This is a genomic window from Lactobacillus sp. PSON (assembly GCF_052615405.1).
Genome location: NZ_JBQXFW010000003.1, coordinates 25,712 through 41,986, shown reverse-complemented (window position 1 = coordinate 41,986; position 16,275 = coordinate 25,712). Strand labels below are relative to the sequence as shown.

General features: G+C 31.6%; 16 protein-coding genes. 9 read left to right on the top strand and 7 right to left on the bottom strand.

The features are described from left to right. Window positions 1–54 precede the first annotated feature (54 nt). On the bottom strand, window positions 55–351 hold the full coding sequence (locus ACTHPI_RS02145) for a DNA-binding protein (protein ID WP_445352537.1): 297 nt from the start codon (window positions 349–351) through the stop codon (window positions 55–57). A gap of 67 nt (window positions 352–418) precedes the next feature. Then, window positions 419–619, bottom strand: coding sequence for an XRE family transcriptional regulator (locus tag ACTHPI_RS02140; protein ID WP_445352536.1), 201 nt, complete (start codon window positions 617–619; stop codon window positions 419–421). 136 nt (window positions 620–755) lie between these two features. Here ACTHPI_RS02140 and ACTHPI_RS02135 point away from each other — a divergent pair, with 136 nt between their 5' ends. Together ACTHPI_RS02135 and ACTHPI_RS02130 are read left to right on the top strand one after the other, a co-directional pair. Then, window positions 756–1,325, top strand: coding sequence for a helix-turn-helix domain-containing protein (locus ACTHPI_RS02135; protein ID WP_445352535.1), 570 nt, complete (start codon window positions 756–758; stop codon window positions 1,323–1,325). A 121-nt stretch (window positions 1,326–1,446) separates the two neighbouring features. Then, on the top strand, window positions 1,447–2,595 hold the full coding sequence (locus ACTHPI_RS02130) for a tyrosine-type recombinase/integrase (RefSeq protein ID WP_445352534.1): 1,149 nt from the start codon (window positions 1,447–1,449) through the stop codon (window positions 2,593–2,595). A 456-nt stretch (window positions 2,596–3,051) separates the two neighbouring features. On the opposite strand, the gene ACTHPI_RS02125 is transcribed toward ACTHPI_RS02130, so the two are convergent. Next, window positions 3,052–4,041 (bottom strand): LacI family DNA-binding transcriptional regulator, encoded by a 990-nt coding sequence (locus ACTHPI_RS02125; RefSeq protein ID WP_445352533.1) that lies wholly within the window; start codon window positions 4,039–4,041, stop codon window positions 3,052–3,054. A gap of 174 nt (window positions 4,042–4,215) precedes the next feature. Between ACTHPI_RS02125 and ACTHPI_RS02120 the strand changes: the two genes are divergently transcribed. Then, window positions 4,216–6,525 carry a glycoside hydrolase family 31 protein gene (locus tag ACTHPI_RS02120; protein ID WP_445352532.1) on the top strand — a complete coding sequence of 770 codons (2,310 nt, stop codon included), beginning with the start codon at window positions 4,216–4,218 and terminating at the stop codon, window positions 6,523–6,525. A gap of 104 nt (window positions 6,526–6,629) precedes the next feature. Here the strand turns inward: ACTHPI_RS02120 and ACTHPI_RS02115 are convergent, their stop codons facing one another. Further along, window positions 6,630–7,412 (bottom strand): PhzF family phenazine biosynthesis protein, encoded by a 783-nt coding sequence (locus ACTHPI_RS02115; protein ID WP_445352531.1) that lies wholly within the window; start codon window positions 7,410–7,412, stop codon window positions 6,630–6,632. 121 nt (window positions 7,413–7,533) lie between these two features. Between ACTHPI_RS02115 and ACTHPI_RS02110 the strand changes: the two genes are divergently transcribed. From ACTHPI_RS02110 to ACTHPI_RS02100, 3 genes are all read left to right on the top strand, one after another. After that, window positions 7,534–9,462, top strand: coding sequence for an SLAP domain-containing protein (locus tag ACTHPI_RS02110; RefSeq protein ID WP_445352530.1), 1,929 nt, complete (start codon window positions 7,534–7,536; stop codon window positions 9,460–9,462). 346 nt (window positions 9,463–9,808) lie between these two features. Continuing rightward, a complete protein-coding gene (locus ACTHPI_RS02105; protein ID WP_445352529.1) occupies window positions 9,809–10,483 on the top strand; it encodes a dihydrofolate reductase family protein in 675 nt (224 codons plus the stop codon). Window positions 10,484–10,680: 197 nt separating this feature from the next. Then, window positions 10,681–11,385: a TIGR02452 family protein gene (locus tag ACTHPI_RS02100; protein WP_445352528.1), complete on the top strand. Its 705-nt coding sequence runs from the start codon at window positions 10,681–10,683 to the stop codon at window positions 11,383–11,385. 180 nt (window positions 11,386–11,565) lie between these two features. Here the strand turns inward: ACTHPI_RS02100 and ACTHPI_RS02095 are convergent, their stop codons facing one another. Beyond that, the gene (locus ACTHPI_RS02095) at window positions 11,566–11,841 is read right to left on the bottom strand and encodes a hypothetical protein (protein ID WP_445352527.1); all 276 of its coding nucleotides are present in this window, start codon (window positions 11,839–11,841) and stop codon (window positions 11,566–11,568) included. A gap of 277 nt (window positions 11,842–12,118) precedes the next feature. Here ACTHPI_RS02095 and ACTHPI_RS02090 point away from each other — a divergent pair, with 277 nt between their 5' ends. Then, window positions 12,119–12,886, top strand: a complete 768-nt coding sequence (locus ACTHPI_RS02090) for a hypothetical protein (protein ID WP_445352526.1) — start codon at window positions 12,119–12,121, stop codon at window positions 12,884–12,886. Between the two features lie 199 nt (window positions 12,887–13,085). Here ACTHPI_RS02090 and ACTHPI_RS02085 read toward each other — a convergent pair whose 3' ends face one another. Further along, window positions 13,086–13,316 carry a hypothetical protein gene (locus ACTHPI_RS02085; RefSeq protein WP_445352525.1) on the bottom strand — a complete coding sequence of 77 codons (231 nt, stop codon included), beginning with the start codon at window positions 13,314–13,316 and terminating at the stop codon, window positions 13,086–13,088. Window positions 13,317–13,378: 62 nt separating this feature from the next. On the opposite strand from ACTHPI_RS02085, the gene ACTHPI_RS02080 reads away from it, so the two are divergent. Together ACTHPI_RS02080 and ACTHPI_RS02075 are read left to right on the top strand one after the other, a co-directional pair. Beyond that, on the top strand, window positions 13,379–13,870 hold the full coding sequence (locus ACTHPI_RS02080; RefSeq protein WP_445352524.1) for a flavodoxin: 492 nt from the start codon (window positions 13,379–13,381) through the stop codon (window positions 13,868–13,870). 159 nt (window positions 13,871–14,029) lie between these two features. After that, window positions 14,030–14,785: a carboxymuconolactone decarboxylase family protein gene (locus ACTHPI_RS02075; RefSeq protein ID WP_445352523.1), complete on the top strand. Its 756-nt coding sequence runs from the start codon at window positions 14,030–14,032 to the stop codon at window positions 14,783–14,785. Between the two features lie 296 nt (window positions 14,786–15,081). Here the strand turns inward: ACTHPI_RS02075 and xerS are convergent, their stop codons facing one another. Continuing rightward, complete coding sequence (xerS, locus tag ACTHPI_RS02070; RefSeq protein WP_445352522.1) at window positions 15,082–16,209, bottom strand: tyrosine recombinase XerS; 1,128 nt, start codon at window positions 16,207–16,209, stop codon at window positions 15,082–15,084. Window positions 16,210–16,275: the final 66 nt, after the last annotated feature.

The following is a 16,275-nucleotide window of genomic DNA, read 5'->3' as shown; positions in this document are numbered from 1 at the left end:
ATATATTAGAGTGGTTGTGGTTAATGGCTCTAATATTATTTTTACTAATGTTTTTTAGTCCTTGACTGTTATCCCAGTTAAGGGCTTTTTTTGTTGCACTTCTTTAGTCTTTAACCATTGAGTTATAGACTCCTTGCCGTACAACTTGCGCCCATCACTTAAGACAGCAACAGGCATACCCATGTTAGCCCAGTGGGTTATAGTATCAGGACTTACACCCATATATTTAGCGATACCTGCACGGGTTAAATATGGGCGCTGGTCGGTTGCTTGCTTTACGGCTTTAGCAATGCCAGCGTTAATTAATTCTTGAATTTGTTTTTGTTGTTCTTGATCTAAAATAACCTGCATGTTTTGCACCTCCTTTATTAAGTTTGGTTATTAGTGTTACCACCTCCTTACAGGGATGTTTTAGTTATTAAACATTTGTGTACTGGTCAATAAGCCAATTATTAAGCTTTTCAAAAGTGGGTTTATTAACTTTTCTTTGACCATTTTTTAAAACTTTAGACAAAGTATGACGGTCGATATTTACAGTATTAGCTAACATACTAATAGAGTAATCAAGTTCGCCACGTTTTCTTTTGATTGCAAGAACTTGTTTATCTGTTAATTGCATTTTTATCACCTCCTAACCGTTTTGGTTATTTTATATAATATAACCGTTTTGGATGAAAGTCAATAAAAAATAACCAACATGGTTAATGTGTGTTATTATTAAATAAACTAATATTAATTTAAAAGGAATAAGAAAAATGAATCGAATAAGACAATTAAGAAAAGAAAAAGGTTACACTCTTGAGCAGGTAGCTAAAAGTATAAATGTTACTAATATGACTATTTCACGTTATGAACGTGGAGAACGTGAACCTAAAATAGAAACATGGGATAAATTAGCTAGTTTTTTTAATGTTCCAACTTCATACTTAATGGGTTTATCAAATGATAAAGATGGATGGGATGAATGGGCAAAAAATACCGGATATTCAGTAAAACAAATAAAAAAAGAAATTAATAGATTAAAAGAAACTGGCAGACTTGACCCAAGAACTGACATTCAACATCAAATAGGAGAAGCCGTTAAAAGTTTAGATCATTTTTCATATTCGACTACTCAAGGTGTACAACATAAATTAGTATTTCAATTAACTAATTTAATAAACAACGTTCATAACGCTTTTTTAGAGCCACAAAAAAATCCATTTAACATTAACCACATAAAAGTTAAAGATGATATGGATGAAAAGACTTATGAAGAAATAGTAAATATACTTACTGAAGCAAAACAGAAAATAGGAGAAATTAAAATTAATAATAGTAATTAAGCCTTTAATTTTATTGTTTACGCTTTTAACTAAAATAAAAACATCCCTGCTAAGGGATGTAATAATTAAATACCTTTGATTAGCTCGTTTATGTGCCTAGTAGCAAAAAGAGGTATTAAAAATGTCAAAAATCAAAGAATACAAAACAGGTAAAGGTAAGAAACGCTTTAAGTTTGCGGTGTACGCTGGTAAAGATGAAACTACTGGTAACTCTATCCAAGTAAGAAAAACAGGCTTCAAGACCTATGAAGAAGCTGAAAAAGCTTATAACTTAGTTGTTAAGAAGTTAGAAAATGGTACTTTAACCAATGAAAAAAATAAACGTTTAAAGTTCATTGATTTATATAAATTATGGTTTCCAATTTATGAGCAGGATGTAAAAGAGTCAACAGCTATTAGTACTAAAGGCTATTTTAATAATTACATTCTAAAGGATTTAGGCAATATCTATTTAGATCGTTTAACTCCTTTAATGTGTCAGAAAATAGTAAATAAATGGAGTAATAAGCATAGTTATAATACAACTAAATATTTATATAATTATGCTTCTAAATGCTTAAGTTATGCGGTTAACTTGGATTTGATAGACTCTAACCCAGTTAAGCGAATAATTAAGCCACACAGAAAGCAACGCAAACAAAAAAAGCTTAGATTCTACACCGTGGCAGAATTAAAGCAATTTTTAAAAGTGGCCAAACAAGAAAACTTTAAGAAATTTGTTCTATTTAGGTTATTATCCTTTTCAGGAATGCGAATAGGTGAGGTTTTAGCGCTGAACTGGTCGGATATTGATTTTCAAAATAACACTATTAAGATTTCTAAGACTATTTCTCCTAGTAAACGGGGTTTAATAATATCAACACCGAAAACAATGGCAGGTTATAGAACCATTAGCATAGATGAACAAACAATGAATTATTTAGCCGAATGGAGAAAAGAGCAACACCACGATTTAATTTTGTTAAGTTTAAACCCATTCGATAATAACCAACTTATTTTTCCAAATTATAAGTATGGTATAGAGAACGGGTCTACTGTAAGATATTGGAGCAAACAAATTGCAGATAATGCAGGACTTAAATATATAGGTGCGCATGGTTTTAGACATACTCACGCAAGTATATTATTTGAAAGTGGCGCTTCTATGAAAGAAATACAAACCAGACTCGGACACGCTTCAATTAATATGACTATGGATATTTACACCCACTTAACCAATGAGCAGAAAACAGAAACAGCTTCAAAGTTTGCTAAAATTATGGGTATGTAATTTTAATTAAATATAGTTTATTAACGGTTAGGAACAAAAAAAGGTAACAAAATTTTATTTAAGGGGTCTATAACCCTTATTCTAAAGGCTTTTATTAGTTAATTTACGTTTTTTATTAGATTTAGTAAAAATTATAGAAGTTTAAGAAAGAAGAATAAGATTAAAAGTATTAAAGATATTGCGGCTGAATATGGAACAGGTATGACAATATTTGCATTATTCTTTATTTCGTCTATTACATTGGGAGTAATTTATTTTGCTTATCAATGGACCCATTCGTGGATAAAGGTTGTTTTGTTTCTTTTAGCTTATTCTTTAGTAGATGATTTAAAACAATACTTTAATTCAAACGAGATAGAAGATGAATTTGAATAAATGAAAAAGCGAAAGCTGGATAATAGTAACAGTTTTCGCTTTTTATATTATATATAAGCAATATAATGTTTATCATAAATATTATATATGTAGGATGCTTTCTCTTTTGATAAGCTTAATAGGAACAAATTTTGAATCTTTTGTTTTTAAAAGTGATTGTACACTTAATATGCCGATTTGTGTGAAATCTTGTGTAATACTAGTTAACTCCGGTGAAGTTATTTCACAAATATAAGTTCCATCAATTGAAACGATAGAAAGATCATTCGGAATTGAAACTTTTTCTTTTTTTGCACCTTTTATTAATCCTGCTCCAATCATGTCGCTAGCTGCAATCACGGCAGTTAGGTGACCATCTTTTATCAAAGGAGCGATTTCTTTCATAATTTTTTGTCCACTTTCATAGCTATAGTCACCATATTGAATAAATTCTTTATCAATTGGAAGTTTGTTAATAGACATTTTAGTTTTATAGCCAGCAAGTCGTTCTTTTCCGGTAGTATGATGGTCTATTCCTACAAGCCCGATTTTTTTATGCCCTTCATTAACTAGATAATCAACAGCAGTTTCTGTGATTAAATGATTATCGGAACTGACAAACTTTTTTGTAGGATTATTTGGATGAGTAGAAACGTAGAGATATGGCGTACGAGATTCATTTAAAAGATTGATATTTTCTTGATTAAGTTGAATTGCAACAAGTAAAATCCCACTTACTGCTCTATCTATTGCTGTTTCAATGGCTTGTTTAGTTAAATCATCACTTCTATTTCCTGCATATAAAATAATTACACTATAATGATTTTTATCTGCTTCTTTTTGAATTCCATTTAGAATCTCGAATGAAAAATTAGTTTTAACACTGTTAATGATAACTGCAATTGTAGTACTAGTTTGTTTAACTAAGCTGGCGGCAATGTTATTTTTATGATAGCCAAGTTTTTGGGCTGCTTTTTTTATTTTTTTGGCAGTTTTTGAACTATATGAAGCATTTGCATTATTAAGTACTCGAGAAACTGTCGCAATTGAAAAACCTGATTCATGAGCAATATCTTTGATTGTTGCTTTCATTTTCTATGCCTCGTTTTATCTTTTTAATTATATATTTAGCATAAGGTATTTTTGCTAAAATGTAAACGTTTAACTTATTTATATCATGAGTTTGTAAACGTTTGCAATTAGTGGTAACCTATAACCATAGATAAATGAAAATAATGTTAATCATCACTCAAGAGGTAACTAAAAATGAGTAATAAATTAATGGACTTTACACAAAATAATCAAGAAGTAATTTTAAATTATGAGGAAAAAACGATTTCACTTTTTATTATTACTCCAGAAATTATTAGAGTATTTGAAGATAGAGGTTATACCACCAATTCATATGCTATTGAAGGAGATAAAACAATTGCGACAGATTATAGCATTAAAGATTGTGGCGATCACTTAGAAATTAAAACTGCAAAATTAACAGTGAAGGCATATGATAATTGCAAACTCGATGTTTATGATGAACAGGATAATCCATTAATTTTGGATTATATGGCTAAACGCATCCCAATCGACCGTCAAGTAATGGATGAAGCTCATAAAAAACTAGCTTCTTCTGAAGGTCATGAAATGACAGATAAAGATGCTGATGGAAAAGGTTATTACGAACTTGTAAAGTCACTTGCTGCAAATGAGCATTTTTATGGATTAGGTGATAAGACAGGCTATTTAGATAAACGACATTATGCATATAGCAATTGGAATACAGATGACCCTAATCCACATGTTGAAAGTTTTGAACAACTCTATAAATCAATTCCTGTTTTATTTGGACTTAAAAATGGACATCCTTATGGATTATTCTTTGATAATACTTATAGAAGTCACATTGATTTAGGTAAAGAAAGTAACAATTATTACTATTATTCTGCAGAAGATGGCAATATTGACTACTACATTATTGGTGGGGAGTCTTTAGCAGAAGTCGTAACTAACTACACTTATTTAACAGGACGTGTTCCAATGCCGCAGAAGTGGATGCTAGGGTATCAGCAATCTCGTTGGGGCTATAGTGTCAGTCAGGAAAAAGTAGAAGAAATTGCAGACAATTTACGCAAATACGATTTACCATGTGATGTTATCCATTTGGATATTGACTATATGGATGGTTATCGTGTGTTTACTTGGAGGGATGACTCTTATGAAAAGCCTGCTGACTTTGTTAAAAAAATGCGTCAAAAGGGTTTTAGATTAATGCCAATTCTTGATCCGGGAGTCAAAAAAGATGATAAATATAATATTTATCAAGAAGGTGTAGAGAAGGGCTACTTTGTTACTAATCCTGACGGCAGTGTATATATTAACAAGGTATGGCCAGGAGAAGCTGCTTATCCTGACTTTGGTCGCAGTGAAGTTCGTAAATGGTGGAGTAAGCATTGTAAATACTTAGTTGATATGGGAGTTGCTGGAATTTGGGATGATATGAATGAACCGGCTTCCTTTGATGGTCCAGTTCCTAAAAATATTGTCTTTAGTGATGAAGATAATAAATCTACTCATAAAAAAATGCATAATGTGTATGGTCATAATATGGCAAAAGCTACTTATGAAGGAGTTAAAAATGCATCTGGCAAACGTCCATATGTAATTACGCGAGCTGCTTACGCTGGAACGCAAAAGTATTCTACAGTTTGGACAGGAGATAATCAAAGTTTATGGCCACACTTGCAAATGATGATTCCACAATTGTGCAACTTAGGAATGAGTGGTTTTAACTTTGCAGGAACTGATATTGGTGGATTTGGTGCGGATACTACACCAGAACTTTTAACTCGCTGGATTGAAGGCGCTGTGTTTAGCCCATTATTTAGAAACCATGCTGCACTTGGTACTCGTTCACAAGAACCTTGGGTATTTGGAGAGCCAACTTTATCAATTTATCGTAAATATTTACGTTTACGATATCACTTTATTCCATATTTGTATGATTTATATTATCAAGAAACTAAAGATGGATTACCAATTATGAGACCACTTGTACTTAATTATCAAGATGATGAAAAAGTTTATGACTTGAACGATGAGTTTATGGTTTCAGATGAGATTTTGGTAGCTCCGATTGTTTATCAAGGAATGACTAGTCGTCAAGTTTATTTGCCAAAAGGAGAATGGATTGACTTTTGGAGTGGGGTTGAATATGCTGGTCAAAATACCATCTTAATAGATGCTCCACTTGATAAGTTACCAATGTTTATTAAGAAAGATACAATCTTGCCATGGGGAAAAGTTGTAAGTCACATTTCAGATGAGCCTGATAAAATAATGACCTTTAGATTATTTGGTGATCATGGTAAATATGAACATTATCAAGATAATGGGTTAGATTTTAACTATCAAGATGGTGAATATAATTTATATCAGGTTGAAGTTAATGGTAATGAAGCAAGTGTTATCTTGAGTAAGCATGATTATAAACCAAATTATCGGACTATTGTTATTCAATCTACCGATAAAGAATGGAATTTTGAATATGATGAGCAAGAAAAAACTTATAAAATAAGATAAGCCTGGATTTAATTTTGGTGATAGTAGATTTATGTGATTATATTTATATATAATTAATAAAGCATATCAGTGATATTTAATAAATCATTGATATGCTTTATATTTTAGATATTGAATTTTCCTTCTGAGTAAAGAACGGCATTTCCCGCAAGAATTGTATCTTTTCCAAGATAAGTGCAATAAAGGATTCCGCTGCGAGGGGATGCTTGAAAGGCAACCAAATCATTTTTATTAAGCTGTTTAGCCCAATATGGAATAATGTGACAATGGCCACTTCCGCAAACGGGATCTTCTGGAACTGATAATTTTGGGGCAAAGGATCTTGAAACACAATCAAATTTTGTTCCTTTAGCAGTGGCATGTTGCAATAAGCCAGGAAGGTGAGCAAGTTTTTCTTGATTAGGATTCATATTTTTGACAAAATTTTCATCGTCAAAAATGCAAAGCAAGTCTCTACCCAAATATGCTTCAATTGGAGTTTTGCCAAAAGCATCGGTCATCTCATTCGTAACTGGAATTTTCTTTAAATTATAAGATGGGAAACTCATTTTATAGCGGTCATCATTTTTAGTAACTATTAAATCACCACTTTTTGTAGAAAAAACAATCTTATGAGCATCCCCTTTAACCCCAATCATGTTAAATACAACAAAAGCAGTTGCTAGTGTTGCGTGTCCGCATAGATCAATTTCACCGCCAGGTGTAAACCAACGTAACTTATAATGAGTATTATCCGTTTTAATTGTGAATGCAGTCTCAGAAAAACGATTTTCCATCGCAATCTTGCGCATTAATTCATCATTAGGCCACTTATTTACAATACAAACAGCAGCTGGATTGCCTTTAAATAGTTCTTTAGTAAAAGCATCAACAACGTACATTTTCATTTTTGTCATCTCCTATCTTTAATCATACCTACTTTTAGTAGGGGTACAAAATAAGAAAACACAGAAAAAATAAGATATAATTATTTTAGTAGAAACTTAAATAAATGAAAGGGGAAATATAATGAAAATTAATAAAAAGTTTCTTTTCACTTCAATAGCAGCTTTATTGTTAGTACCTACTGCTGCAATAAATTCAAAACAGGTTGAAGCAAAAAGTCAAACTATTACAATAAAATCAGCTCCTGATTATGCTGCAGCTAGCTACTACACTAGAAAGAATGGTAAGTTTTCTCAAGATTATAATAGTAAAGTTTTAGCAAATAAAACTTTTAAAGTTAAAAGTAGCATTTATGATGATTCTGAAAAGATTCCCTATACTGGTTATGGAGATGAAGTAATAATTGGAAATACTAGCTTCTATTATTTAGGTGATGGTGGCTATATCAAGACAAGCAACACTCAAGGTATTGGAGAAAAATCTGTTAAGGTTAGTCGTAATTCCTATATTTATGATAAAAATGGAAAACGATTGAAGAGTTTTCGTAATAAAAGGGTCTATTTCCCTGCTGGAAGTACTATAAAACTAACAGTTAAAAGTAAATATTATAAAACACCATATACTTACTATAACGTTGGCAATGGGAAATATATTAAAAATTCTGATGTTTCAAAATTAGATGGTAAAGGTGTAATGTTTATTTCGCATAATGCTTACATCTACAACAATAAAGGAAAACGCGCAAATAAAGTTACTTTGAAAGCCGGTACTTTAACTAATTACTACGGTTCAGTTAAAGATGGTAAAAGCCAATATTATTACTATGCTAATGTAGGAGAAACTAAACTTAGACATATTCCAAACTATAAAATTGGTAAAAAGTGGTTTTTCAAAATTGCAAAAAATAAATATATCAAAGCAAATAACATTAATACTATAAATGGAAAGGCACTTTTTACCAAAGGACCTATTGATGTGACTGTTACAAGAGACACTTATTACTTAAATGATAAATTCCAAGCTACTAATAAAGTAGTTAAGGCTGGTAAAACTCTTAAAGTAGATCAAGCAATTAGACAAGGCGTAAGTGATTACCGAATGGTTTATTATCATATAGCAGGAACTAATGATTATATTGATAGTGGATTATCTACTGAATATCCTGATTCTACTACAGGTCCATATGACTGGTATGTAGATGGTGGTCCAGTTCTCTCTAAGCAATATTTGGAAGATGTAAGTTACAATGATTTACATTATAGCTTAATCAGCTTTAAAAAAGGTGTAGATCCTGTTTACTATAATTTTAATGGTGATAAAACTACTCTAAAAGTCGATGACGGGGATGACTTAGCTGCTAATGAAGCTGTATATATCTATAATTCTAAAACTAAGCAAACTGACCTTTATTACCATTTAGAAAAGTCTATCTTCATACAATGGGGAGCAGAGGATACAGGAATTGATACTGCCATCAATGATGTTTATGTTAAAGCTAGTGATGTTGACATTAGGGGCCTTAAATTAAAACCGATAAACACTGCATCTAGTGCTGAAAAGTCAGCTAATACTGTTGCAAGTGAAAGTCAATTAACTAAATTAAAAGACTCAATTGCTGACGAAAATAGTATAAAGAAGAGTGATAAATATCGCTTAGAAACTTGGGCTAATCGTACAACTTATGATAATGCCATTAAGAATGCTCAAGATGTTTTAAATAAAAAGATACCTACTATGGCTTTAGTCGAGCAAGCACAATGGCAAGTTGATTTCGTTAAAAAGAATCTAAAAGGAGCTAAGATTAAAGTTAAAGATATTAATCACATAACTCCTCAAGAAGGTCAGCAAATCTTTAGCTTAATGGCGCAAAGCTATTCTGATGGACCGGGATACTATCCAATGGTTGGTCTTTATCATAAATATGCCCATAAAAATGGCTACTATCCAACTAGTGGATGGGATAATAATGAAAAGAGTGTATTTTTCTTATACAAATATAGCGGTGCTAAAAGAGAAAAAATTAACATTGCAGATTTTGCTACTGAAAAATAATGTATAATTGCAAAAACAACTATGAATAATACTATCTTTATTTTTAGTATAAATTAAGACTATATTATAGCGGAACGTACTGTTCCGCTATTTTTTCAGCTAAGTTATAACTGATGGGAAGATTTTTTGAATAATAAATAATATCAATAATTTAATAAATATTATTAATACAATTTATATTTAAAATATAAAATTGGTATTAGAATATTCTGTTAATAGGAGTGTTTAGCATAAGTACTGTTTTAGCATAACTAAAAGCTATTGCTCAACAGAATCAATAAGTATTTATCATTAGTAAAAATATTCTTTATAATAAACTCAACATTAATAGAAAGAGATTGAAATTATGAATAAACCTTATATTATTTGTCATATGATGATGTCAATTGATGGGCGAATTGATTGCGGAATGACTGCCCAAATTCCAGGTAACAATACTTATTATGAAGCACTAGATAAGATTGATGCCCCAACAAGAATCAGCGGAAAAGTTACTGCTGCTACTGAATTAACTGATGGGGATTTGTTTAAGGCACAAGACGCTACTCCAATTGGACATGAAGCTTTTAAGAAAAATAGCAACTCAAATAAATTCGAAATTGTTACAGATACTCATGGTACTTTGTTGTGGAGGAATGATCACGATGCAATTAAGCCGCATTTGATTTTGATGAGTGAACAAGCAAGTCAAGAATATGTGGATTACTTAAATAAGCAAGGAATATCTTGGATTGCAACTGGAAAAAATAGAATTGATTTAACTCGCGCAATGAAAATCTTAGCTGATGAATTTAACATTGAAAGAGTAGCTATTGTAGGTGGTGGAAAAATTAATGGAGGATTTTTACAAGCTGGATTAATTGATGAAGTCAGTTTAGTAATGGGTCCTGCAGTTGATGGTAGAATTAATCAGCCTGGTTTATTTGATGGACGAACTGAAAATGAAAAGCCTGTAAAATTGAAGCTTGAAACTGTACAGAAGTTTGATGATGGCTCACTTTGGTTGAGATATTTAGTTTAATGTATGTATTAAAAATAATAGGTAAAAGCTAAGACGTAAAGTCTTAGCTTTTTTGTATGCAAAAATATTAATCTATAAAGTATTCTACAATTTAATTATAATAAAGTAGTTAAAGAATTAACTATTTAAGGAAAGAGAAGTAAACATGGGATTTTTTGATAAATATGCATTACAGGCTTTGAAGCATAATTAAAGATATGGAACAAAAGTGGAAGAAAGAGATAAACGAGTCAATTGCTAATAGTACAGTTTACCAAGAAAGTGACAAAGATAAATTTAACAATCCTGATACAGTAGATACAGAGATTATTTATCAATCGATTGGTACGCCTCAAGCAATGGTTGAAACACGTAAACAGTTTCCAAATAAAAAAATTGCAGCATTAAGCTTTGCTGACTTTAAAAATCCTGGTGGAGGTTATTTAGTAGGAGCAAGAGCGCAAGAAGAAATGCTATGTCATAGAAGCGATCTTTTTCAAATAATTTCTTCTTTTCATGATTTTTATACATTTAATCGTGCGCATTTAAATAAGGAACTATATCTTGATCGTGCTATTTACATCCCCAATGTAATAGTCAAAGATGTAGCCAAAGTTGATATTATTAGTTGCGCTGCTCCTAATTTTCGGAGGGCTAATGTTTCTTATAAGACAGCTTGTGAAGTACTTAAAACTAGAATGCAATTTGTTAAGCAACTTGCTGAAGATCAGCATGTTGATGTCTTGATATTAGGGGCATGGGGAGCTGGAGCTTTTGGTTTTCGTCCGCAAGAAGTAGCTGAACTTTGGAGAGAAACTTTTGAAGAACCTACTTCAATATCTAAAGTCATTTTTGCAGTTATTTCTAAGCATGACAATAATGCGGAAGAAATATTTGAAGAAGTATTAAAAATGGAAAATTGAGGTATTTTTGAAAAAATAAATTTTCGAATACGAAAATTTGTAGATTTAGTGAATTTAATGGACTAATATTTGTATCGAAGTGTTATTAAAACACTTCAAGTCGTAAAATTATCACAATTACAAAGAAAACAGGTTAGTGTTTATAATCAAGTTTATTGAAGACCATGGATATAGTTACTACTATAGATTTATCAATTCGATCATTAAGTTATTTTTATCGTAATTACTATAGTGTTTAAAAATCCAGAGATGAAAGGAGGTTCCTCGAAGAACAGTAACATCTTTACCAAAACGTTCAGCATCAGCTGCAAGAGTAGACTTCTTGACAGTAGTCGCACTTGCGATACTAGAAGCACCAATTGTACTTAAAGTTACTAATGCAATAGACGCAATCAAAAACTTTTTCTTAAAATGATGACCAAGTTTACGATTCTTGGTCTTGGACAAAACATCCAACGTTATCATCTTCCTTTCTATTCGATTTAATAAAATTATAAAGGATAGATGATACAAATTACGTTGTAAAAAATGCAGATTTTGCGCCAACACTCCCTTGATATATTGATAATCATAGCAAGTGCTTCAAATATTGCCCAAAAAAGCATAAGCTCAATTCGAGCTTATGCAATAAACAGATATTAAATTCTCAATATTAAATATTACAACATAAATTTTATAATACGCATCCTGTTTTCTATGTAATTAATAAAGTTATTAAAGGAGATTCACTAAAATGAAATTATTAGCAAAATTAGCATTAGCAGGTTCTTTAATATTAGGTTCTATGACAGTAATTGGTACAAACATTAACGCAGTTCAAACGGTTCATGCAGACCAAAATGCAAAATTAACTTCTAAACAAGGTAAAGAAGCAGCAACTATGGTTTGGAATCCTTATGCTAGAGTTTACGATGGTAAAAGATGGGAAACAACAAAACCATATAAAAGTAATTGTGATATTGGTTATATGACTCATTTAACATCAGTTGTTAAGTCACATAATATTTTTTTTGCGCAATTAAATAACGCTCGTTCTCTATTAAGCAATTTCAATGCACCTACTATCTATACTGCTAAGGCTAATATTCCTGTTTTAGCACACAGTGTTGACCAAATGGGTATTGATGAAAACGGTGCATGGTGGAAAAATGGTAAAACTTATAAAACACCAATCCCAGCAGGTTATCTTTCAAAAGGTACAACTTTAGCATTATTAACACCTAAAAAGAAGGTTACTATTAAAGGAGTCAAGTATTATATGATTCACCCTAACGGGGAAGTGGCAACTGACAAAATGGATAAAGTTACTGATTTCGGCTCAAGTAGTGTTCAATACATGAAAGTTAGCGATTTTAAGAAACTTAAGAAAGGTGGTAAATTGCCACTTGGTGACGGTCAATATCTTACTAACAAAGCTTATCATATGTACCGTGACTGCTTAACTGCAACTCACGGCAGATTCTATTGTCCAAACCGCAAAGTTTACGTAAAATCACGTTAAACCCAATAAGAAGCACTAGGTGCTTTTGTTGCAATAGCAATAAGGTTCTTTAGCTTTGTTGCTAAGGCACTATAATAGCATGGATAATCTAGTGGAGTGAGCAGAATGAGGAGGTGGATAATAATTTTATAATTTTTCCAAATAATTATAAAATTAAAGCAAAGCATATCTATAAAAATTTATCATAGATATGCTTTGCTTATTTTTTAGCTTGAAATGTATTTATAGGCTTTAACTTAATACCAGCAACGTACTTAAGATTGTCAGCTTTTAAATAAAAATCATTAATTGATGGATCTGTAGAAATTTGATTCCCATCTTTGTCAACTAGAGAAAGATATAGATCATCCTCAGTTAATTGCACATGATAAAAGAGTTCCGCTTTTTTGTCTTTGGCTACGTAAATATATTTTAGTTCTTTTACCGCCAATGGATAATAACCAAATTTATAATAATTAGTGCTTTCCGCATTATAGAATTTAGAGGTAACTTATGAGCAAAACATTACTTTTGTACTTTTCACCGCAAAATCATACTAAACATTATGTTGACTTAGTAGCACAAAAACTAAACGCAGATGTGCATGAAATTAAAGCTAAGATTCCTTATACAGCAGAAGACTTGAATTGGACTATTCCTACAACACGTGCCACAGTTGAACAAAAGCAAATGCACGATGGGCGAGTAGATATTGTTGAAGATTTGCCAAGTATTCAAGATTACGACACAATTATTTTAGCTCATCCTATCTGGTGGGGAATTCCGCCACGTCTCATTGCTAAGACTATTGATGAACTTGATTTGAATTGCAAGACTTTAGCTATGTTTGCAACTTCAGGAGGTTCAAGTTATGACTGGTCGCAATCAAATATCGAAAGAACAATAAAGGAAAACAGATATCAAAATGTTAATATTAAAAAAGGAATGGTTTTTAATAATGATAATCAAGTTGATAGCTGGATTGAAGAAAATAATTTGAAATAATATTAGTAGGGCTAATCAAATAATGATTATCTTTAGTTTTAATATAACTTAAACTTATACTGCAGTATTAATTATTAGTATTTTTAATTAGTGCTAAAGGGATGTAAACTAATTTTTGTAAAGAAACGTAAATAAATTTTATAAAAAGAAGGTTTTATAATGACAGAAATTCATCAAACTGCAGGTCGTGATAGTTTAGGAAAGTTTGCACCACAATTTGCACATTTTAATGATGATGTATTATTTGGAGAAAATTGGGCAAATGATGATATTAGCCAAAAAACTCGCTCAATTGTTACTATTTCAGTATTTATTGGTAGAGGATTAGTTGATTCATCACTTAAGTATCATTTGCAAACTGCTAAGAATAATGGTGTTACTCGCAAGGAAATTGCTGCAATCATCACTCATGCTGCTTTTTATGCAGGTTGGCCAGTTGCATGGAGTGCATTTAGATTGGCAAAAGAAGTTTGGAATGAAAATGAGAGTGTAGAAGATGAAAAATCTGCTTATGCAAATAGCATGATTTTCCCAATTGGTGAATCAAATGACGCCTTTGCTAAGTACTTTACTGGAAAAAGCTATTTGGCAGAAGTAACTAAAGCTCCATTTCCAATTCATAATGTTACTTTTGAACCTGGTGTAATTAATCATTGGCATGAACATAAAGCTACTAAAGGTGGCGGTCAAATGCTTATTGCAGTTGGCGGACGCGGATATGTACAACTTAAAGGACAAGATCCAGTAGAATTACTTCCAGGAGATAGTTTCTTTGTTCCAGCTAATACTAAGCACTGGCATGGAGCTGCTCCTGATTCATGGTTCTCACACTTAGCATTTATGGTTCCTGGAGAAGGACAAGAAAATGTATGGTATGAGCCTGTTGATGAAGATTTTTATAAAAATTTGAAATAATAAAAAACCATATTCCGATAGAATTTCGAAATATAGTTTTAAGGTAGTCTATTTATAATATGTCCTAACTTTTGGTTGCATACCAATAATAAGATTTAAAGTTGCTTTTTTGATATAATAATGACAGTATAGGTCAGAAATTTCGCTTTCCTAATTGCAGTGCCTTGCACGCACTGGGATAGTAGCACTAAAGCTAGTTTATCAACCCAACTATCGATATTTAGGCAAGTTAATTATAGCATGAATTAGCTATCCAAGAAGGCCAATCAACTTTTGTTGATTGGCTTTTGTAATTTTCATTTGTTCTTCAAATACTTAACGTCAACCTGTTTTTCACCGATATGGCTTAAATCATTATGCAACTTATTTTCACCTAAGTGAGTATATAAGTCAGTAGCAGAAGTACTAGTTTGACCTAATTGCTCAGAAACTGCCACAATGTCTTTATTTTGTTCATAAAGCTCAGTTCCCAAAGTGTGGCGGAACTTGTGTGGAGTAGAGGGGCGACCATAAGCTTGCGTATATTTCTTCACCATGCGTTGAATAGACCTTGTAGTAAGTCTAGTTGCTTTTCCTTTGATTGGAGTTACAAATAGGGCTTTTTCATCATCAGAAGCATTATAGCGCTTACTTCTGATGCCTAAATATTGCTCAAGATAGGGGATAGACCAGGGAACAATGCCAACAGTATCTGCATGATTTCCCTTTCTGATCATTGATACTTGACCGTGAGTATCAGTTAATTTTAAATTTTTTAAATTTAAACTAACTAATTCTGAAACTCTTAATCCTGATGCTAAAAGAAGGGCAATAATTGCTAGATCACGTTCTTTATCACGTTTGAATTTGCTTTTGGCTTGTGGAGTTTTTATTATTTTTTCGTAATATTCATCTATAAAAGCTAACAGATCTTGTTCTCGGCCAACAAATAACTGCGATTCGATTTTTTTATGGCGATAATTAAGAGTAGCAGTATCTTTCTTCATCTTTATTTTTGACATTGGATTATATGGCAAATATGGCTTGCGTAATGGACCAACTTCGGATTCCTCACAAAGATACCTAAAGAAAGATTTTAAGGCACTGATAGTATGATTTATGGTTCCTGTGGTTGGTAACGTACCATAAAAGGTTTCAGTAGTGCTTAATGAATAAATGTAATTATTAATATCCATAGTGTCTAATTTAACTAAAGTATCAATAGTAATATCTTTATTAGATAATGCTGCAGATAACGGTTCAGTATAATCAGGATTAGTATGTGTACGTAACCACGTAAAAAAGCTGTTGATTTCTAATAAATACATTGCATTAGTAGTTGGTTGAGTATCTATTTTATGAGAATCATAAAAGTTTCTAACAAAATCTGGAAGCTCCGATAAGCGCTTAGTAATTTGTTTTTGACTCATTTCTTTAATTTGCATAAATTTCACCTTCGTTATTGAGAATAGGTCATAAAACACCGATTTACAAAGTGTCGCATAATTCAT